The 20419-nt window shown below is 69.2% G+C and carries 16 protein-coding genes; 5 read left to right on the top strand and 11 right to left on the bottom strand.

Annotation, left to right across the window (positions count from 1 at the left end):
* Positions 1-146: 146 nt before the first annotated feature.
* Entirely contained in the window at positions 147-1490 is a 1344-nt protein-coding gene (locus tag AB0E67_RS31315; RefSeq protein ID WP_362033071.1) for a UDP-glucose/GDP-mannose dehydrogenase family protein, read from the bottom strand.
* Between the two features lie 223 nt (positions 1491-1713).
* Between AB0E67_RS31315 and AB0E67_RS31320 the strand changes: the two genes are divergently transcribed.
* The gene (locus AB0E67_RS31320) at positions 1714-2871 is read left to right on the top strand and encodes an acyl-CoA dehydrogenase (RefSeq protein WP_362033074.1); all 1158 of its coding nucleotides are present in this window, start codon (positions 1714-1716) and stop codon (positions 2869-2871) included.
* A gap of 542 nt (positions 2872-3413) precedes the next feature.
* Here AB0E67_RS31320 and AB0E67_RS31325 read toward each other — a convergent pair.
* The 4 genes from AB0E67_RS31325 to AB0E67_RS31340 all read right to left on the bottom strand — a co-directional run bounded on the left by AB0E67_RS31325 (position 3414) and on the right by AB0E67_RS31340 (position 5892).
* Positions 3414-3623: a DUF397 domain-containing protein gene (locus AB0E67_RS31325; RefSeq protein ID WP_362033077.1), complete on the bottom strand. Its 210-nt coding sequence runs from the start codon at positions 3621-3623 to the stop codon at positions 3414-3416.
* A 742-nt stretch (positions 3624-4365) separates the two neighbouring features.
* The gene (locus AB0E67_RS31330; RefSeq protein ID WP_362033080.1) at positions 4366-5196 is read right to left on the bottom strand and encodes a helix-turn-helix transcriptional regulator; all 831 of its coding nucleotides are present in this window, start codon (positions 5194-5196) and stop codon (positions 4366-4368) included.
* A complete protein-coding gene (locus AB0E67_RS31335; protein WP_362033083.1) occupies positions 5193-5717 on the bottom strand; it encodes a DUF6879 family protein in 525 nt (174 codons plus the stop codon). Before AB0E67_RS31335 ends, AB0E67_RS31330 begins: the two co-directional genes overlap by 4 nt.
* Positions 5701-5892, bottom strand: coding sequence for a hypothetical protein (locus tag AB0E67_RS31340; protein WP_030298065.1), 192 nt, complete (start codon positions 5890-5892; stop codon positions 5701-5703). Before AB0E67_RS31340 ends, AB0E67_RS31335 begins: the two co-directional genes overlap by 17 nt.
* 555 nt (positions 5893-6447) lie before the next feature.
* Here AB0E67_RS31340 and AB0E67_RS31345 point away from each other — a divergent pair.
* A complete protein-coding gene (locus AB0E67_RS31345) occupies positions 6448-7458 on the top strand; it encodes a DUF5954 family protein (protein WP_362033086.1) in 1011 nt (336 codons plus the stop codon).
* A 181-nt stretch (positions 7459-7639) separates the two neighbouring features.
* On the opposite strand, the gene AB0E67_RS31350 is transcribed toward AB0E67_RS31345, so the two are convergent.
* Positions 7640-8932 (bottom strand): LCP family protein, encoded by a 1293-nt coding sequence (locus tag AB0E67_RS31350; protein ID WP_362033089.1) that lies wholly within the window; start codon positions 8930-8932, stop codon positions 7640-7642.
* A 119-nt stretch (positions 8933-9051) separates the two neighbouring features.
* Between AB0E67_RS31350 and AB0E67_RS31355 the strand changes: the two genes are divergently transcribed.
* Positions 9052-9600 carry an acyl-CoA thioesterase gene (locus AB0E67_RS31355; RefSeq protein WP_073791342.1) on the top strand — a complete coding sequence of 183 codons (549 nt, stop codon included), beginning with the start codon at positions 9052-9054 and terminating at the stop codon, positions 9598-9600.
* A 172-nt stretch (positions 9601-9772) separates the two neighbouring features.
* Here AB0E67_RS31355 and AB0E67_RS31360 read toward each other — a convergent pair whose 3' ends face one another.
* A complete protein-coding gene (locus AB0E67_RS31360) occupies positions 9773-11143 on the bottom strand; it encodes an LCP family protein (protein ID WP_362033092.1) in 1371 nt (456 codons plus the stop codon).
* A 286-nt stretch (positions 11144-11429) separates the two neighbouring features.
* Between AB0E67_RS31360 and AB0E67_RS31365 the strand changes: the two genes are divergently transcribed.
* Entirely contained in the window at positions 11430-12443 is a 1014-nt protein-coding gene (locus AB0E67_RS31365) for a glycosyltransferase family 2 protein (RefSeq protein WP_362033095.1), read from the top strand.
* A gap of 100 nt (positions 12444-12543) precedes the next feature.
* Here AB0E67_RS31365 and AB0E67_RS31370 read toward each other — a convergent pair whose 3' ends face one another.
* From AB0E67_RS31370 to AB0E67_RS31385, 4 genes are all read right to left on the bottom strand, one after another.
* Positions 12544-14226: an LCP family protein gene (locus AB0E67_RS31370; protein ID WP_362033098.1), complete on the bottom strand. Its 1683-nt coding sequence runs from the start codon at positions 14224-14226 to the stop codon at positions 12544-12546.
* Positions 14227-14275: 49 nt separating this feature from the next.
* Positions 14276-16090 (bottom strand): LCP family protein, encoded by a 1815-nt coding sequence (locus tag AB0E67_RS31375; protein ID WP_362033101.1) that lies wholly within the window; start codon positions 16088-16090, stop codon positions 14276-14278.
* Between the two features lie 223 nt (positions 16091-16313).
* A complete protein-coding gene (locus tag AB0E67_RS31380; RefSeq protein ID WP_362033104.1) occupies positions 16314-17615 on the bottom strand; it encodes an LCP family protein in 1302 nt (433 codons plus the stop codon).
* Positions 17616-17784: 169 nt separating this feature from the next.
* Entirely contained in the window at positions 17785-18537 is a 753-nt protein-coding gene (locus tag AB0E67_RS31385; RefSeq protein WP_362033105.1) for a TIGR03089 family protein, read from the bottom strand.
* 138 nt (positions 18538-18675) lie between these two features.
* Here AB0E67_RS31385 and AB0E67_RS31390 point away from each other — a divergent pair, with 138 nt between their 5' ends.
* A complete protein-coding gene (locus AB0E67_RS31390; RefSeq protein WP_362033108.1) occupies positions 18676-20322 on the top strand; it encodes a peptidoglycan recognition protein in 1647 nt (548 codons plus the stop codon).
* Positions 20323-20419: the final 97 nt, after the last annotated feature.

Raw genomic sequence — 20419 nt, forward strand, 5'->3', positions numbered from 1 at the left:
CACCCCCCACGCCCACCCCCCACACCCCCCCCCCCCCCGCACGGCGCGCCCCGACCCGCCCACTGCCCCCCGCCCCACCCCCCCCGCCCGGGGGGGGGGGGCGGGAGGCCGTGGCCGTGAAGGGGAGAAGCCGTACGGCCCGGCGGTCAGGCCGTCGGGCGTCCCATCGCCCGGTAGGTCCAGCCCGCGCCGCGCCACAGCTCGCCGTCGAGCGCGTTGCGGCCGTCCAGGATGATCCGGCGCGACGCGACCTCGCCGAGCGCCGCCGGGTCCAGCTCGCGGAACTCCCGCCACTCCGTCAGGTGCAGCACCACGTCCGCGCCGCGCACCGCGTCCAGCGCCGAGTCCGCGTAACCGAGGGTGGGGAAGAGCCGCCGGGCGTTCTCCATGCCCTTCGGGTCGAAGACCGTGACCTGGCCGCCCTGGAGGTGGATCTGCCCGGCCACGTTCAGCGCCGGCGAGTCCCGTACGTCGTCCGAGTCCGGCTTGAACGTCGCGCCCAGCACCGCCACCCGCTTGCCGAGGAACGAGCCGCCGCCCACCGCCTCCCGGGCCAGCTCCACCATGTGACCGCGGCGGCGCATGTTGATCGAGTCGACCTCGCGCAGGAAGGTCAGCGCCTGGTCCGCGCCCAGCTCACCGGCGCGCGCCATGAACGCGCGGATGTCCTTGGGCAGACAGCCGCCGCCGAAGCCGATCCCGGCCCGCAGGAACTTGGACCCGATCCGCTCGTCGTGCCCGATCGCCTCGGCCAGCTTCTTCACGTCGCCGTCGGCGGCCTCGCAGACCTCCGCCATGGCATTGATGAACGAGATCTTCGTGGCCAGGAAGGAGTTGGCCGCGGTCTTCACCAGCTCCGCGGTCGGGAAGTCCGTCACCACGAACGGTGAGCCCTCGGCGAGCGGCACCGCGTACACCTCGCGCAGCAGCTTCTCGGACCGCTCGCTCGCCACGCCGACGACGATGCGGTCCGGGTGCAGGGTGTCCTGAACGGCGAAGCCCTCACGCAGGAACTCCGGGTTCCAGGCCAGTTCGGCGTCCGCGCCCGCCGGGGCCAGCTCCGCCAGCCGGGCCGCCAGCCGGGCGGCCGAGCCCACGGGCACGGTCGACTTGCCGACGACCAGGGCGGGCCGGGTCAGATGCGGGGCCAGCGACTCGAAGGCGCTGTCCACGTAGCTCATGTCGCAGGCGTACTCGCCGTGCTTCTGCGGAGTGTTCACACAGACGAAGTGCACATCGCCGAACTCCGCCACGTCCTGCCACGAGGTGGTGAACCGCAGCCGTCCCGTGGACCCCTCGATGCCCGCGACGTGCTTGCGGAGCAGTTCCTCCAGCCCCGGCTCGTACATCGGGACCCGGCCGGCGCCCAGCATCTCGATCTTCTCGGGCACGACGTCGAGGCCGAGGACCTCGAAGCCCAGTTCCGCCATGGCCGCGGCGTGGGTGGCGCCGAGATATCCGGTGCCGATCACAGTGATCCTGAGGGCCATGCGGTGCTCCTGGGAGGTGCGGGCAGACGTGCGGTCGGGACATGCGGTGGAACGTGCGGTGAACGAGCATAGTCGTGCCCCACAGGCCCTGATTCCGGCCATCCGCGCGGATTCCGGGACCCCTGTCACCAAGCTCACGCACGCATTGCATAGGCCAGGGCGGGCGGCTCGCTCTAAAATTGGGTTACTTAACGGTAGTTAGCTTCTTTGGGGAGTGAGCGCTTTGGCGGGTTCGACCGATTTCGACCTGTACCGTCCGGCCGAGGAGCACGAGATGCTCCGCGAGACGGTGCGTGCGCTCGCCGAGGCGAAGATCGCCCCGCACGCGGCGGCGGTCGACGAGGAGGCGCGGTTCCCGCAGGAGGCGCTGGACGCGCTGACCGGCGCGGACCTGCACGCCGTGCACGTACCGGAGGAGTACGGCGGCGCGGGCGCCGACGCCCTCGCCACGGTCATCGTGATCGAGGAGGTGGCCCGCGCCTGCGCCTCCTCCTCCCTCATCCCGGCCGTGAACAAACTGGGTTCGCTCCCGGTGATCCTCTCCGGCTCCGAGGACCTGAAGAAGAAGTACCTGGGCCCGCTCGCCAAGGGCGACGCGATGTTCTCGTACTGCCTCTCCGAGCCCGACGCGGGTTCCGACGCGGCCGGCATGAAGACCCGCGCCGTGCGCGACGGCGACTCCTGGGTGCTCGACGGGGTGAAGCGCTGGATCACCAACGCGGGCGTCTCCGAGTACTACACGGTCATGGCCGTCACCGACCCGACCAAGCGCTCCAAGGGCATCTCCGCCTTCGTCGTCGAGAAGTCGGACGAGGGCGTCTCCTTCGGCGCCCCGGAGAAGAAGCTCGGCATCAAGGGCTCCCCGACCCGCGAGGTCTACTTCGACAACGTCCGCATCCCCGCCGACCGCATGATCGGCGAGGAGGGCACGGGCTTCGCCACCGCGATGAAGACCCTGGACCACACCCGCATCACCATCGCGGCCCAGGCCCTCGGCATCGCCCAGGGCGCCCTCGACTACGCCAAGGGTTACGTCCAGGAGCGCAAGCAGTTCGGCAAGCCGATCGCCGACTTCCAGGGCGTCCAGTTCATGCTCGCCGACATGGCCATGAAGCTGGAGGCGGCCCGCCAGCTCACCTACTCGGCCGCCGCCAAGTCCGAGCGGGTCGACGGCGACCTCACCTTCTTCGGTGCCGCGGCCAAGTGCTTCGCCTCCGACGTCGCCATGGAGGTCACCACGGACGCGGTCCAGCTCCTCGGCGGCTACGGCTACACGCGGGACTACCCGGTGGAGCGGATGATGCGCGACGCGAAGATCACCCAGATTTATGAAGGCACGAACCAGGTCCAGCGGATCGTGATGGCGCGGAACCTGCCGTAGCAGGATTTTCGCAGGTCAGCGGCCGTTTTCGATGGCTCGCGGGCTGTGATCGGCTTCCGGTCCGTTCGGGTCCGTTTCGGGCTGATCATGGGCGTCACGCTGGGGAAGTCCTGGGCTGGCGCTGGGCGGGAATCCGCCGCTCACCTGCATAAACACGCGTGAGCAGAACCGCGCCCCTGTTGTCCGGCTGGACGCTTATCGCCCGATGTCCAAGCAGGCCCCGGGGTCCAAGCCGGTGAAGCGGCCAGAACCGGACACCGACTCCAACCCCTTCCGCGCACTGTTCTGAATCGCTCGAACAAAACAAAGAACGCCCCTGCCAAGAACGGCAGGGGCGTTCGTTTGTTGGTCAGCGTCGCAGTTCCTGGTATGAGTCCAGCACCCGCAGTGCAGACATGAACGTCGGCCGGAAACCGGGACACTGCCGCTCCGTTGGCAGCATCCATACTTCCCAGCAGGCCATACAGCGCATCACCCCGGAGTGCTCCGGGTCAGACTCCGCACTACCGCCGCACTGTGGACACTGCTGCATGGTGGCTCCCCTATGCGGCTACGTCGAACTCACCCAGCTTGGCACCGTTCAGGAAGTCGGTCCATTCCACGGCTGTGAACTCGACCGTCTGGCCGGACACGGTGCTACGGATCGCCACCTTGCCGGGGACGTTGGTGGCAACCTCGACACAGCGGGGGTCGTTGTTGTTGTACTGGCACGCACTGGACGTGCGGAACTCGAACGCGGGGACTGCGATCATGCGCGGTACCTCTCTCTGGGAGTAGTGCACTGCACTTGCGACCCGCCCCGGCCGCTCGACCTGTCCAGGGTTTTTACCACCGGGGCGAGGCTTGACCGCCCCTGCCGGGATTCTCGAATGGGTACGGGGGAGCCCATTTCGGCTACATCCGGCAGGGACGGAGAATGGGGGTCAGGTCACCACCTGATCGGCTCCAGCTCCCCGCCGGCGCAAGCCGGGCAAGGGACCTTGAACGTGTGATGGCAGGTGAGGCAGCCAGCGAATCCGCAGCAGTCAGGGCACCAGATCGAGCAGTGACCGATGCAGACTCCGCAGTAGGTCTGAGGGGGCGTCGGGGCCTCGACCGTGGGACTCGGTGGAGCCTTGCATTCACGCTTCCGGGGCGGACGCGTTGCTGCCTGGATGCTCACAGTCCGCCCCTGCGGCTCCGCTCGTTGGCCTCGGCAACCCTGGCGCTCAGTTCCTCTCGCGCCGCTTGCGGACGGGCCTGATAGTCCGGGCACTTCGGGCTACCGCATTCGCACTTCGGCCAGCGAAGGGGCGAACCGGGAGCTAGGTCCTCTCCCTCCGGCCCGGGGTCGGACTTACGGACCAGGAGCACACCACCGACACCGCGCGCCCCGGAGATGCGGGAGAGGAACTTTCGGGCCTCACTACTGCGCATGTGATCAGCCGCTTCGGTCCTGTGTGCCCTGCTGTCGCTCACCATGGCCCCCATCTTCGGCGGGCCACGGTCGCGCCTCTAGCCTGTTTCCTGTTCCCGCAAAAAGTCGTTGCGGATAACTTCGATCAGATCCCGCATTTCGTCGCCGACCAGCGCTGCTCGCTCGAATCCTTCAAACTTATTAACGTATAGGCTTACGTCTCGCGGGTCCGTAACGACGACTTCTGCATGGACAGTTTCAACGGTCACCATGTGGTCGTCACGGATAGCGAAGGCGTGATTTGCGATGTCGTTTTGCTGAACCCGAAGGGGGACTACCCGGATGTCCACGTGCGACAGTCGCGAAATAGAAACGATGCGATCAAGCTGAGCAGCCATCATCTGTGGTCGCACGATGCGCCAGCGCAGAACAGGTTCGGTGATGATGAACCGAAGCGACTTTGCGTTGTCGTAGAGAACCGCTTGCCGTTCGAGTCGCCCACTGATCGTTCGTGTGAGTGCGTCTTCACTCAGGTTATGGCGATGCAGAATGGCCCGGATGTACTCAGGAGTCTGGAGCAGGCCCGGAACGAGCGCGGGTTGAAACAGCCGCAGTACAGACATCTGGGCTTCCAGGGCCTTGGCGGCCTGCTGGCCCTTGTGGACCCCGATCCGCTTGAGCAGGCGCCATGCCGTCGCCTCTGTCGCTGACGCGCGCGCGGCTTCCGCGTACTCCGCCTTGACCTCATCCGAGACGCCGATGGCGGTCAGGATGCGCTCTACGTCCGTCGCGCTGGGTGCCAGCTTCGCGTTCTCGATCTTGGACAGCTTGGACGGAGACATGAGGGCGCTGCGGGCCACCGCCTTGGCCTCCTTGCCGGATGCCACTCGCAGCGCCCTCAGCGCGGCTCCAAGCTGTGCTTTGTTCACGCCCCGTACTTGGCCCACCATTCGGTGAACGGTTCCGCGTGCGCGAGAGCCGTGTCACGGTACCGTGTGAATTCTGCTGTTCGTTCCGGTGGCAGTACTTCCGAACCGAGGTGCTTTCCGCTTCCGTCGTAGTTCATTACAGCTACGGATCCGGAGTCGAAGAACCAGAAATCCGGAACGTTCTCCAAAGGGTTGGGTTTGTCGGTGATGTCGAGGATGAAGAACTCTTCGCCCCCGCTCACGTTCTTGTGGTAGCCCCAGCCGAGTTCGAACCTAAGATAGTCCGTGAGTGGGCGGGACAGGATATGGACCCGGTATACCCGCTTCCCCTTCTCGGTGTGCGAGCGTAGTTCTTCGACCCAGCCTGCGTTGTAGTCGTCTGGCTGTGGCTCCCCGGCCAGGAATGCCTGATAGGCGTCGACACTCCCGGATTTGCTGTAGTCGTCCAGAGTCTCCAGCCGGAATGCTTCGCGCTCGAACGCGTCGAAGAGGCCGCCAAGGGTTCTAGATGAGGTTGTCACGGATGGCCTTCTGGATCAGTTCCATCGGGATCTCGACCAAGGTTTCGTGCGCGGGAATCTGAAGCCCGTGGTCGGTCGGCGTCTCGCCCTGTACCAGCAAGGTGCCGCGATCCGTGGCATAGATCGTCGGGCAGTCCTTGATGTCGCACGTGCTGACCAGCTTGGTGACCTTCATGGCCTGGGTCCCCCTCTCTCATATCGCTGCCGGTACCCCGCATCTCGGTTGATGCTCCCGAGGGCTGGGCACACCGGTCAAGCGATCACGGTTGACGGAACGGGAAACCGCGTAACCTGCGCCGGGCTGCTCGTATCCCGCGTGATTGGTGGTGGTGCCTCCAACATGCCTACTGCCTGCGCAAACTGTTGATGATCATGGGGGAACGCTGGGGAAGCACCCTGTGAAGAGTGTGTTCGTGCAGGTCAGGGCCATACATGCTGTAAAGCACCCAGATTTATGAAGGCACGAACCAGGTCCAGCGGATCGTGATGGCGCGGAACCTGCCGTAGCAGGATTTTCGCAGGTCAAGACAGCCCCCGGCGTGATGCCGGGGGCTGTTGCCGTCTGTGGGTCACGCGCCCCCCCGACGCCTCCCGGGGTGTCGGCGTTGGGCGTCGGCCCCCGCCACCTCCGGCGGCGGCGCGACCGGGCCTCGGGTGCGGGCGGCGGATCCGGGTGGTCGGTTCTTCTGTTTCGCCCACCCTGCGGCGACGAACTCGGCACACTGAGTGCATGGTTGATCACTATCAGGAGCATCCGGAGCACCTCGTCATCAACGTGGAGCGCCGCGACGATCCGGTGTCCCTGGTCACCGAGGCGGATGCCTTCGCCGCGTCCCAGGAGTACGCGAAGATCGTGGTCCGCGGGCCGCTTTTCGGTATCGCCGAGCAGCGTCGTGGCGAGCGGCCGCGGTGGCGGCTGCTGACGGACATGGACACCGGCTACCCGCAGGACGCCCGTGACGAGCTGAACTCCCATCTCTGGTTCAAGGCCAAGGACGAGACGGACGATCCTCGTGAGCGGCGGCTGCTGCTGGACGCGGTGGCGCGGCTGGAGACCGAGCCGGTGAACGAACTGACCGCGGGCGACACGCGATACCGCGTCGTGCGTGCCGACGAGTTCGCCAGGATCGGCGGCGGTCGCCTGGAGCCGCCCAGGCCCACGGACGTGGACTGCGAGGGCTGGGACTTCCGGACGCGCACCCCCTCGACCACCAAGGGCTTCGTCGTCGACCACGCGGCGGCGGTGGGGCTGACGGAAGGGCTGGACCGGATGGGGCTGTTGCCGTACCAGTACACCTCGGACCGCTTCCCGCCCGATGTGCTGGCCGATTCGCGGCGGGCGCTGCGGACCCATCCGGGGCTGGTGCTGCTGCCGGTCGCCTTCCGGGTGATGGAGAAGAAGGATCATTCCTGGTCGATGGCGTCGGGCCAGCATCCGACCCCGCAGGACGCGCGGCGCTCCTTCGCCCACTACCTCAAAGAAGTCCGGCCGCTGATCGAGGAGTCGGACGAGCAGGAGACCGCCGCGTACGCGCGGGCCGCGGAGGCGTTCATGCGGCAGGTGCGGCCCAATGAGCTGAACGTGCGCGGGCGTTGCTTCCAGATTGTCCGGATCGAGCGGATGATGCGGATCGGTCCCGCGGGGCCGGAGGGGCCCCGGCGTTCGGACATCGACATCCAGGAGCCCACCCAGATCCATCCCTACATGGATGAGTCGGGCAACATCGACTACTCGAAGTAGGCCCCGGGCCGGGTGCGACGTGGCCCCCGGGCGGGAAGACGGCCGGGCGGGAAGACGGCCGGGCCTCGGCGGCGAACCGGTGAACCGGTGTGCCGTCGGGGCCCGTTCGCGTACCGCCCGATGGTCCCGGGGCGCCGCCCGGCCGTGACCGTTCGCCCGGTCCCGCCGGCTCCCCGCCCTCTCACTTCTCGGAGACGGTGACCTTCTCGTCGTTGTTGAGCTGGTCCACGAGCTGCTTGACCTTGGCCTTGTCCCAGACCAGATTGCCGCCGGTGGAGCCGGAGATCGGCATGTTCATCGACGTGCCGTCGCCGCCCGTGACGCCCTTCATGGCGAAGAACATCTGTCCCAGGGACCAGATCGACATGTCCTCGTCCACGATCAGGGTGTCCAGGCCGGCGCTCATCGTCGGGTACAGCTTGAACGGGTTGAGGATCGTGGAGGGCGTGGCCGTCTGGCTGGCGAGGGCCGCGAGGAACTTCTGCTGGTTCTTCGTACGGGCCAGGTCCGACTCGGCGAACGCGTACCGGGTGCGGACGAAGGCCAGCGACTGCTCGCCGTTCAGCGTCTGCTTGCCCGCCTTGAAGTCGGCGCCGGACTTCTTGTCCTTGAACGCCTTGGGGATGTCCAGTTCCACGCCGCCGATCGCGTCCACGATGTTGGCGAAGCCGCCGAAGCCGATCTCGACGTAGTGGTCGATGTGCAGGCCGGTGTTGAACTCGACGGTGCGGACGAGGAGTTCGGGGCCGTCCTCGGCGTACGCGGCGTTCAGCTTGGTGAAACGGCCGCGGGCCGGATAGAGCTTGCCGGAGTCGGAGCCCTTGTACGAGGGGATCTCGACGTTCGAGTCGCGCGGCAGCGAGATCAGCGTCGGCCCGTTGGACCCGTCGTGCAGGATCATCATCGAGTCGGTCCGCTTGCCCTCGGCGGAGCCGGTGTGGAGGCGCTTCTTGTCCTCGTCCGTCATGCCCGCGCGGCTGTCGGAGCCGACGATCAGGTAGTTGGTGCCGTCGCCCTCCTTCGGCCGCTCGATGACCTTGGAGAGGTCCACCTCGCGGTTGAGCTTGGAGTCGGCCCAGAAGTACGTGCCTATGGAGACCGCGAGCACCACGACGACCAGCGACAGCGCGCCCACCTTGATGCGGCGGCCCCAGTCGGGCGCCGGGCGTCCGTAGGGCTGTCCGCCGTCGCCCCGGCCGCCACCGGGGCCGTTGCCCCCGCCGCCGCCCCGGCCGCCGCCGTAGACCTGGCCCGTGTTGTAACCGCTGTCGTAGCCCGCGCCGTCGGCGTACTGCGGCGGTGCCTGGCGGGGCCGGGGCGGGGCCGGGCGCTGCTGCGGCGGGGCGGGCCGCCGCTGGACGTGGCGCATCACACGGGCGCCTTCGGGCTGGTCGCTTCCGCTTCCCTGCCCGTAGCGGTTGCCGCGGCCACCGCCGCGGTTGTCGTCGGTCCAGCCCTCGGGCCAATCACTCATGTGGTCCAGTGTGCAGGCCGGGTGTGCTCCTCTTACAGGGTGTACGGAAAATCGCATCGGTGCTGTTGCGAAGCTGATGCATTGCCGTCGGCCGGAAGGCCCCGCATAAGGTGGACGGTATGACAGATCAGTCCCCGCGTCCGGAGGGCGACATTCCCGGCAAGTCGACCGCCGCATCCCGGACCACCCTCAGCCACATCATGACCGGCAGCGACACCAACCTGCTGGGCACGGTGCACGGTGGCGTGATCATGAAGCTGGTCGACGACGCGGCGGGCGCCGTGGCCGGACGGCACTCCGGCGGACCCGCGGTGACGGCGTCGATGGACGAGATGGTCTTCCTGGAGCCGGTTCGCGTGGGTGACCTCGTTCACGTCCGTGCCCAGGTGAACTGGACGGGCCGTTCCTCGATGGAGGTCGGCGTCCGGGTCATGGCCGAGCGGTGGAACGAATCCACCCCCGCCCAGCAGGTCGGCAGCGCGTACCTGGTGTTCGCCGCGGTGGACGCGGACGGCAGGCCGCGCCCCGTGCCGCCGGTCATACCGGAGACCGAGCGGGACCGGAGGCGTTACCAGGAGGCGCAGATCCGGCGCACCCATCGTCTGGCACGGCGTCGCGCGATCAAGGAACTGCGCGAGAAGCGCGCCGCGGACGGCATCGACGACTGAGCCGTCGACGGCGGGCGTCCTGTCGGCCGGGTCATCGGCGGTGCGGCCTCCTGTCGGCCGGGTAGGGGCTCCGGGCGCCCTCGGTTCCCGGCGTACTCAACCCGCCCCGGGCGGCGTCGGCACCCCCGGGGGCGTTTCCGTAACCGCCCCTGGTGCCGACCGGTCACGGACGTCACGGGCAGGTCACCTGGTCGCCCGTGACCGTGCCGAACTCCCCCCGCTCCGTCTTTTCGGCCCGTACCGGTCGCACCGCGTCGAAGTCCGCGCCCGCCGTCACCTTCAGCGTGGGGCCCTGCCCGGTCACCTCCCGCAGTTCGGCCCCCGGCAGGGCCTCGGCCAGGGACTTCGCGGAGCGGTCCCAGCGCGGGTCGTAGGTGATCAGGGTGCGCCGCTGGTCGTGCGAGTCCGCGTTCAGCGGGGTGCGCGAGGTGTCGAAACCGGTGGCGTGCAGCGCGTCGTCGACCGTTCTGCCGAGCCCGTTCTTCGTCGTCCCGTTGTAGACCTGGACCCGGATCCGCTCCGGCTCGACGTCGACCGGCACGGCCTTCGGCCGGGGCGCGTCCGGGCGCTCGGGCGCGAGCGGCTCGTCGTCGCGCAGGGCCTGGAACAGCTTGTCCGCCTTCCGCTCGTCCCACTTCACCGTGGAGCCGATCCCCTTGACCGGATGGGCGACGTTCTCCAGCGGCACGGAGGCGAACTCGGACGAGGCGGGGGAGAAGCCGCGCATCGCCTGCCCGAGCTCCAGCATCTGCTCCGTACCGAACCCGTCGTCGGCCCGGACCGAGTTCAGCATCGTCGAGGCGGCGTCCCGGAACCTCACCGGGTTCAGCAGCACACCGCTGCTGGTCGCCCGCTCGATCAGCGAGGCGAGGAACTTCTGCTGGCGCTGCATCCGGCCCAGGTCGGAGGCTCCGTCGACATGCCGCGACCGTACGAACTGGAGCGCCTGGCCGCCGTTGAGGTCGTGGGTGCCCGCTGCGAGGTCGAGACCGGTGTACGAGTCCTTCAGCGGCCGGGGCGTGCAGATCCGTACCCCGCCCAGGGTGTCCACGGTCTTCATGAAGCTGGTGAAGTCGACCTCCAGATAGTGGTCGATCTTGACGCCCGTCATGTGCTCCACGGTCCGCACGGTCAGCCCGGGGCCGCCCTCGGCGTAGGCGGCGTTCAGTTTCACCGGATGCGGGGAGTGGGTCCGTCCCGTGGTGAGGTCCTTGTGCTCGGGGACCTCGGCGTAGCTGTCGCGGGGCAGCGAGACGACGCTCGCGCGCTTCTTGTCCGCCGAGAGGTGGACCAGCATCAGGGTGTCGGTGCAGTTGCACGGGGCGCCGCCCAGCCGGTACTTCTTCTTCTCCTCCGGGGTGATCCGGTCACGGCCGTCGGTGCCGACCAGCAGCAGGTTCGTGCCGTGCCCGGCCCGGGGCCGGTTCTTCATGTCCTTGAACGGGTCGATCCGGTCGATCCCGGTCTCCAGACCGGTCACCATCGCGTGGCCGATGCCTCCGGCGCCGAGGACGAGGACCGAGAGACCGGTCACCATCCGCATGCCCCAGCGCGGTCGTCCGGCCCGTCCTCTCGGCCTGCGTGGCGGCGGGACGGCGCGGGGGCGCGGGGAACGGCGGGGGGAGGGGTGCGGCGTGGGCACGGGGGACCTCCGCGGTGCGAGGGGGACCGTTCGCACAGTAGGCCCATATGATCGACTGCCCGCGAAGCGACCCGGTGGCGCGCGTCCGTGTCCCCCATTAGCGGTAACGTGGCGGCCGAATACCGTTGCCTGGTGGGGTGCGACCCCCTCGCGCCCCCGAGGACCACCCGCCCACCCGAGGACCACCATGTCTGCCGCGCAGCACCCCGCCGTCTCCGTGATCATGCCGGTGCTCAATGAGGAACGTCATCTCAGGAACTCCGTCCGGCACATCCTGGAGCAGGAGTACGCCGGTGAGATGGAGGTGGTGATCGCGCTGGGCCCCTCCACCGACCGGACGGACGAGATCGCCGCGGAGCTGGTGCGTGAGGACCCCCGGGTCCACACCGTCCCGAACCCGTCCGGCCGCACCCCGGCCGCCCTGAACGCCGCGATCGAGGCGTCCAGCCACCCCGTGGTCGTACGGGTCGACGGTCACGGAATGCTGTCGCCGAACTACATCGCGACGGCCGTCCGGCTGCTGGAGGAGACGGGCGCGCAGAACGTCGGCGGCATCATGCACGCCGAGGGCGAGAACGCCTGGGAGGACGCGGTCGCCGCGGCCATGACGTCGAGGATCGGCGTCGGCAACGCGGCCTTCCACACCGGGGGCCAGGCCGGCCCGGCCGAGACCGTGTACCTCGGGGTCTTCCGCCGCGAGGCGCTGGAGAAGGCGGGCGGCTACAACGTGGAGTTCATCCGCGCCCAGGACTGGGAGCTGAACTTCCGCATCCGCGAGTCGGGCGGCCTGATCTGGTTCTCGCCCGAGCTGAAGGTGCAGTACCGGCCCCGGCCCTCGGTCCGGGCGCTCGCCAAGCAGTACAAGGACTACGGCCGCTGGCGGCACGTCGTCGCCCGCTTCCACTCCGGCTCGATCAACCTGCGCTACCTGGCGCCGCCCACCGCCGTCTGCGCGATCGCCGCGGGCATCGTGGCCGGTGCGGCCGTCACCCCGTGGGCCTTCGTCGTTCCCGCCGGGTACGTCGCCGCGATCGTCGCCGGGTCCGTGCCGGCGGGCAAGGGCCTGCCGCTGAAGGCACGGGTCCGGATCCCGGTGGCGCTGGCGACCATGCACATGTCGTGGGGGTACGGCTTCCTGACCAGCCCGCGTTCGCTGGCGAAGAAGGTCATCGCCAGCCGCCGCCCGGCCATGACCGTCTGAGAGCCGGTCGGAGGTCACCCGACAGGCTCTGAGCACCCCGAACACCGCGGGGGCCCTCCGATGTGCCGGAAGGCCCCCGCGGTGCGTCGTGTCCCGGTACCTACCAGCCGAAGCCCGGCTGGATGTCCATGCAGGCCGTCTCGTCGTCGCCGTTGAGCGCCCGTGCGCTCTCCGGGGTCTTCTCCTCGGCGGAGGGCGCGTGGTAGTCGCCGTCCTCGCGCCAGTCGGCCCCCACGGTCAGCGTGATGCCCGAGACGTCGGTCGACTTCTTCACCGCCGACAGCGGGATGCCGAGCGCCTTGGCGACCGCCTGGGCGTTGCCCTCCATGTCCACGGTGGGGAAGAGGATCCCGGTCCGCTTCGCCGCCTCGGTGTTCTGCGCGTCGATGGCGGCCTGGGTGAAGCCCTTACCGGCCAGCAGCTCCTTGACCGTCGAGGCGCGGCCCTTGGCCGGGTACTCGGTGGCGGTGCGCGTTCCGTTGCGGACGGTCACCGGGATCTCGGCCGGGGACGCCGTGGGCTTCTTGGCGGCGGCCGGTGCCTTGCGCTTGGACGCCTTGCCGTCGAGCGGGATGTCGTCGCGGACCATCTGGAAGAGCTGGTCGGCTTCGCCGGGCTTGGGGAGCACCCGCTCCTTGAGCGTGCCCGTCCCGTAGACGTTCGGCATCGTCGTCATGGTGATGCGCTTGGTGGGGACCTTCTTGAGCTCCTCCGCGAGGTCGTAGAGCTTATCGATCGAGCCGAGGCCGTTGTCGCCCTTGTCGACCGTCAGCGCGTTCGTCGCCGCCTCGGCGAGGTCCATCAGCTTGCCCGGGTCGGTGAGCTTGGTGCCCTTGCGCAGCTCACGGACCATCGAGTTCATGTACATGTGCTGGGCGTGGGTGCGGCCGAGGTCGGTGCCGTCCTCGAAGCCGTAGCGGGTGCGCAGCCACTGGAGGGCCTGCTTGCCCTTGACCTTCGTGGTGCCCTTCTCCAGCTTCAGCCCGGAGCCCTTGCCCTCGCTGGTGTGCGAGTAGACGTTGCCCTTGACACAGACCGGGACGCCGCCGATCGCGTCGGCCATCGAGACCACACCGGCGAAGTCGATCATCATGAAGTGGTCGATGGTGATGCCGGTGAGCTCGTACCAGGTGGCCACGGAGCAGCCGGGACCGCCGCGGCCGAGCGTCTCGTTGGTCATTGCCAGGCCGTTGGACGCGGGGTAGACGCGCTTCGTCTCCGGGTCGGTGCACTTCGGGATCTTCAGCATCGTGTCGCGCGGCATGCTGATCACCGACATGTTGCTGCGGTCGGCGGAGAGGTGGAGCAGCATCTGTACGTCGGCCAGGGGAGGCGCCCCGAAGGTGTCCTTGGCCCCGCCGAGCTTCTGGTTCGCCTTGGAGTCCCGCGCGTCCGAGCCTATGAGCAGGATGTTCAGCGGGGTCTGACCGGCGGCGTTGGCCTTGTGGTCGGCCATCTTCCTGTCGCCGAGCGTCAGATCGGCCTTCTTGAGATTGCTGTTGAGGTGTTCGTAGTAGAGGTAACCGGCGCCTGCGCCGCCGATTATGAGCAGCGCGAGAACCGACGCACCCCAGCGCAGCACGCGGCGTTTGCCCTTCTTGCCGCGCCGCTTCGGGCCACCGCGCCGATGACCGCTTTCCTCGGAAGCGGCCCGCCGCTCCCCGGTGCCGGAGTCCGTGCTCTTCTCCGGCCCCTCCTCGTACAGCCCGTCGTCCCAGCCGAGTTGGCCGGCGTGCCGGACGCGTGGTCGCGTCCCCTCCCCGGGCGTGCTGCTCCGTGCCACCAGGACCCCCCTGCTGCTCAGACTCGTGGTTCCGCGCAGTGACCCGGTGTCACTTGGCGCACTCTGCCTTGTCGGCGTTTGCTTGCTGAATGTCGGTCGGCACCTTGGCCGGCCCGGTGATGGGAGTGCCCGCGCCCTTGAAGTCGTCGCCCAGCGTCAGCACCATCGCTTGGAGCCCTTCGGCGTCCGTGGTGCCCTGCTTCATGGCCGAGCCGGGCAGGCCCATCATGGCGGCCAGCGCGCGGGCCTGGTCCGCCTGGTTCGGCGCGTACTCCAGCGTCGTCTTCGCGGCCTTCGCCGGGGCGTTGGCCTTGTTGGTGGACTTGAGCACGCCCTGCTCGTTCTGAAGCCAGGTGACCGTCGTCTGCGCGGCGCCGGGGATCTTGCCGCCGTTGTACACATCGACGCGTACGTCGGCGGCGGCGGCCTGGGGGCCCTTGAGGAGCGCGTCCTGCTTGCTCTTCGCGGCCTTCTTCTTCGACTTCACCTCGGTCAGCGAGGTGTCGTCGCGCATCATGGCGAACAGCGGTTCGGCCTTGGCCTCGTTCAGTACGACGGTGGCCTTGACCTTCTCGGCCGGGTTGTCGAGCACCGGCACCGTGGTGAAGGTGATGTTCTTGGTGTTGACCTTGCTGAGTTCCTGGGCCAGCGAGGCCAGCTTCGTCCCCGTGCCGATGCCGGTGTCGACGGTGAGCGCCTTGGTCGCGGCGTCCGCGAGCTTGTACAGCTTGGTCGGGCTGGTCAGGGTGTCGTCCGACTGCATCTGCCGGATCATCGAGGCGATGAACTGCTGCTGGATCTTGATCCGGTCCAGGTCGCCATGGTTGCCGAAGCTGTGCCGGGTCCGTACGAAGGCCAGGGCGTCCTCGCCCTGGATGCGGTGCTCACCGGCCGGCAGGTCCAGGTGCGAGTCCGGGTCCTTGACCGGCTTGGCCAGGCAGATCTCGACCCCGCCGACCGCCGTGGACAGCTCCTTCACCGCGTTGAAGTCGACCATCATGAAGTGGTCGACCCTCAGGCCGGTGATCTCCTTGACCGTCTCCATGGTGCAGCCGGGGTTGCGGCCCTCCTGGCCGAGGCTCTGGTTGAAGCGGACGTTCGGCGTGCCCGGGATGACCTTCTCCGAGCCGTCCGGCTGCTTGGTCCGGCAGTCCGGGATGTCGGTGATCAGGTCGCGGGGGATGCTCAGCGCCGTCGCGTTGGTGCGGTCCTCGGAGACGTGGAAGAGGATGTTGGTGTCGGCGTGGCCCACGCTGCCCTTGTCGCCGTACCCCTCGTTGCCCTTACCGGTGCGCTTGTCGGTACCGATGATCAGGATGTTGATCGGGGCGTCGTTGTCGAAGACGTTCTTGTTGCCGGCCCCGCCCACGTCGACCGTGTTCAGGTTGCCGTTGAAGTGCTGGTACAGCGCGTACCCGCCCACCGACAGGCCGACCAGCACGAACGCCATCGTGCCGCCCGTCCACAGCAGGGCCTTCTTGCGGCGTGCCTTGGGCGCCTTGCGGCTGCGCCGACCCGCCGCCTCGGCTTGGCCGGAACCCCCCTTGCCACGCGCGCCGCCCGTCGAACGGCGACCACGCTGTTCGGGCACCTCGTGGCGCGTGGAGGAGCCGCGCCGCTGCCTGCCACGGACCGATTCCCCGGGCTCGCCACCGCGCGCCGATTCCTCGCGCCGGCCGCCGGTGTCACGAACGTCTTCCGCTTCTCTGCGACGGGGGACGCGCGGTCCAGGCGCCGGGGAAGCGGCGGCCGAATCCCCTCCGGAATTGTTCAGTCGCAGTTCGTAATCGCCGGTGTTCGGGTTGAGTACCCACTGGTCTGCGGGGTCGAATTCATCCGCCCGCCCACGGCTTTGCGCATCCACGGTTGTTTGAGTCCTCCGTCGGTGCCACGCGAGGCGCCTGCCCCGGTCAGGCGCCCGATCTTTCGCTCCAGAAGTGCGCGGCCTGACGGCCGGAAGCACCGGATCGCGTCACACTATCGGCCCAGTTCGGCGTCGAGCGACGTGCGTGACAAATTCCACGGTCCTTACAACTGGTCATTCTGGTCATTACACGCCGATCACCGGCTTCTGCTTGGGAATTGCTTTACCGCCGACACGGGTCCACCGCCGCGTTGTTGCCCGAATAGGTGGGGGTGGGGTTCGGGCTCGCGGCGCCCGGACTATCGGCAGAGGCATTGTTTTTCCCGCTGTTCTTCCCGTTGTCACCGTCGAGGTTCTTCCGGTCGTCACGCTCGATCCGGTCCGCGGGGACCACCGTGACCGGGGCGTCCGTGCGCAGCCGGCCGAAGAGCCGTTCCGCATCGGGCTGGACGAGTTCGTCCCGGTTCGGGTCGGGTCCGTACGGTCGCCGGGGCACGGTCAGGAACTGCACCCTGTCGGTCGGTACGTCGCGCAGTTCGCGCACCAGGTCGTACAGGTCCCTGAGGCTGTCCAGTCCCGGGTCCGTGGTCAGCGACTTCGTGGCCGCGTCCAGCACCGGGTACAGGCGGGTCGGATTGAGCAGGACGCCGTCGCTCTGCACCTTGTTCACCAGCGCGCCCAGGAACTGCTGCTGGCGGTCCATCCGCTCGGTGTCGCTGCCGTCGCCGATGGACTTGCGTGCCCGTACGTAACCCAGAGCCTGCTCGCCGTCGAGCTTCTGGCGTCCGGCGGGGAGTTTCAGCCGCGCGTCGGGGTCGTCGACCGGCTTCTTCAGGCACACCTCGACCCCGCCGACGGCGTCGACCATGTCCTTGAAGCCGTTGAAGTCGACGACCATCTGGTGGTCGATCCGGATGCCGGTCAGCTTCTCGACCGTGCGGATCGTGCAGGCGGTGCCGCCGAACTGGTAGGCCCAGTTGAACTGGGCGAACTGCTTCTTCGTGGCCGCGCCGCCCGGTCTGTGACAGACCGGGATCTCCACCATCAGGTCGCGCGGCAGGGAGATCGCGGTGACGCTCTTCCGGTCCGCGGCCAGATGGAGCAGGATCGTGGTGTCCGAGCGCTGGCTGCCGCCGTCGTCACGGCCGTACGCGCGGTTGTCGCCGGCCCGGGTGTCGGAGCCGATGAGCAGGATGTTCTCCGCGTCGCGCACCACGGTGGCGGGCCGCTCCCGCTCGTACACGCGCAGCTCGGCGGCGGCCGAGGTGTCCGTTTTGATGTTGGCGTCGAGCTTCCGGTACAGCCACGAGCCGACGCCCGCGGCGGCCAGGACGACGAGCGAGGCGCCGAGCGCGGCCCAGCGCGGCCAGTGACGTCCGCGCGGCGCGTCGGGGTCTGCCACCGGTCCGCCGTCGTCCGCGCCCGCCCCGCCGCCGTCCGCCCCGGGGCCGTCGGAGTCCCGGCCTGCCCCCGGGCCGTCGGAGTCGCCCGGCGGGTCGGCGCTTTCGCTCACGTCTGCGTCCATCCTTCACGGTCGGCGGCGCGCTGGGCCGCCGGTTGCAGGAGTAGACGGCTGAACCTCACGCTTGGTTGTGTCCCGGGTGGCCGGTATCGCCGATCATGTACCGGAGTTGACGAGCAGTCCTGAGGACTCGGCCCGGTATGGGCCGGATGAGTGACTATCAGGGCTCTTGTCATACCACGGTGTTGGTGACCCGTTCGCTCTCGACGCGCTTCGCCAGGCCGTCCTCGCCCACCTGCTCCAGGTGGCGGCACAGGACCACGGAGCCACCCGCGGCCAGCGGTGCGAACAACCCCGCGCTCAGTCCCTCCCAGCTGTCGTACGGGCGCCCGGTCAGCAGCCGCGACCCCGCGGTCAGGCCGAGCCCGGCGGCGTCCTCGCGGGCCCGCGCCACCAACTCCGACGCCGTCAGCTCGGTGCCGCCCACCGCCAGCGCGGGGGCGTCCGGGTCCACGGGTGCGAACGGGGCGAACCGGTCGCCCTGGCCCGGCACCTCGACCGCGTAGTCCGCGAACCCCTCGGGGGTCTGCGGGAACCTGCCGCCCAGCGGGCGCAGCGCCAGCGCGACCCGCTCGCCGGAGCAGGCGCGCGCGGCCTCCAGCGCGTCCGGGCCGCTGACGACGAGGTCGGCGTCGGCCGGGTCGCCCTGCACGTCGGCGATGACGCCGACCGAGGAGCAGGCGAGCAGCCACACCGCCGACTGCCAGTGCGCGGGCAGCAGCAGGGCGAGCCGGTCACCGGGCTCGGCGGCGAGGTCGCCCTGCAGCAGGTTGGCGGTCTTGGCCACCCAATTGGAGAAGGTGGCCACCGACAGTTCCACCCGTTCTCCGGTGGCGTCGTCGTAGAAGGTGACCAAGGGGCGGGCCGGGTCCGTGGCGAGCGCGGAACGCAGCAGGTCGGCGGGGGTGCGGTCGGTGGCGTTCATCCGTGCAAGGGTACGCGGCCGCGGAGCGCCGGGGGCGGGCGGACGGGAAGCGGGTACACCGGTTCGGCAGACGGGCCGTCAAGTGCGGGCGACTGCACCGGTGGACGGAGTTGTCAGATTATGCCCAGGATTGTTCGCATGCGTGGCTTTCTTGCATCCTCGATCGGCGTCACCTGTGCGGCGGTGCTCGTGCTGCCCTCGGCCGGGCCCGCGGGCGCCGCCCCGGACACCGACTCCGCACCCGTCGAGTCCGCCGGGCCCACCGGGGTGCCGGGGTCGACGCAGTCCCTGGCGATGGTGCCCCTGGCAGACCCCTCCGGCCCGGCCACCGACGACCCCACCCGGTCCGCCGGGGCCGCCGGACAGGGGCTCACCGAGCGCACGGTCCGCCCGTTCTCGCTGGTCGGCGTCGTATGGGACGACCCGGACACCGAACTGCACGGGACCGTTCAGGTCCGTACCCGCGCCCCCGGCACCGGCCGCTGGTCCGACTGGCAGGACCTGGAGACGCACAACGCCGAGCACGCCGCCGACCCCGGGAGCACCGAGCGCGGGTCCGGCGGTGTCCGCGGCTCCACCGCCCCGCTCTGGGTCGGCGACTCGGACGGTGTCGCGGTGCGCGTACGCCCGGGAGGCCCGGACTCCCATCGGCACGGCACTCATGACGCCCATGGCACTCATGAATTGCAGGGAGCTCATGACTCGCACGGCTCTCGCGACCCGCACGGTGCCCATGACCCCCAGGGCTCCCAGGACCGGGCCGGTTCAGCCGCGTCCCTGCCCACCGGCCTGCGCCTCGAACTCGTCGACCCCGGCCGGGAAACGCGGCGGGTCCCGGCCGAGACCGGCGGGAGCACCGAAGACACCGGGACCACCGGAAGCACCGGCACCACAGGGGCCGTCGGCACGACCGGGAGCGCCGAGGACGCGGACGACACGAACTTCGCGGGTCTCGCGGACCTCACGGAGTCCGTCACGGCGGCGGCCGGTGCCCAGGCCGCCGCGGGTGCCGAGGCAGTCGAGGCAGCCCGGGACGCATGGGGCACCCGGGGATCCGGAGACGGCCGTACCTCCCTCGACGCCGCTTCGTCGGGCGGGACCGTGCTTCCCGCCCTCGACAAGGCGGAGACCGAGGCACGGAGCGAGGCGGAGTCCGGCCGCGCGCCCGGCGCCCAGCCGTACATCGGCCCCCGTCCGCGCATCATCACCCGCAAGGGCTGGGGAGCCGACGAGAAGCTCAGGGAACGCGCCTTCGTGTACACCAAGACCGTCAAGGCCGCGTTCATCCACCACAGCGCCACGGGCAACGGCTACACGTGCTCCCAGGCGCCCGCGGTCCTGCGCGGCATCTACCGGTACCACGTCAAGAGCAGCGGCTGGCGGGACTTCGGCTACAACTTCGCCGTCGACAAGTGCGGCAACATCTACGAAGGGCGGGCGGGCGGCGTGACGAAGGCGGTTCTGGGAGCGCACACACTCGGTTTCAACAGCAACAGCATGGGCATCGCGGTGCTCGGCACCTTCAGCAACACGAATCCGTCCGCCGCCGCGGTGAACGCCGTGGCCAAGGTCACCGCGTGGAAACTCGGCCTGTTCGGCGCCGATCCGAGCGGCAGGACCACGCTCGTCTCGGGCGGCGGCAACAAGTTCAAGAAGGGCGCGAAGGTCAGACTCAACGTCATCTCGGGCCACCGGGACGGCTTCGCAACCGAATGCCCCGGAGCGCGTCTTTACAAGAAGCTCGGCTCGGCCCGCACCAGCTCCGCGCGTCTCCAGGGTCGCTGACCCCGGCGGCACCGGACGGTGTCCGGGGCTCGGACGGAACGCCGCCGAAAGGCCGCCGCGGACCTCGCGGGCCGGCCGGGCACGACCGGAGCGGACC

Source organism: Streptomyces sp. NPDC032161, from assembly GCF_040636995.1.
Taxonomy (GTDB): domain Bacteria; phylum Actinomycetota; class Actinomycetes; order Streptomycetales; family Streptomycetaceae; genus Streptomyces.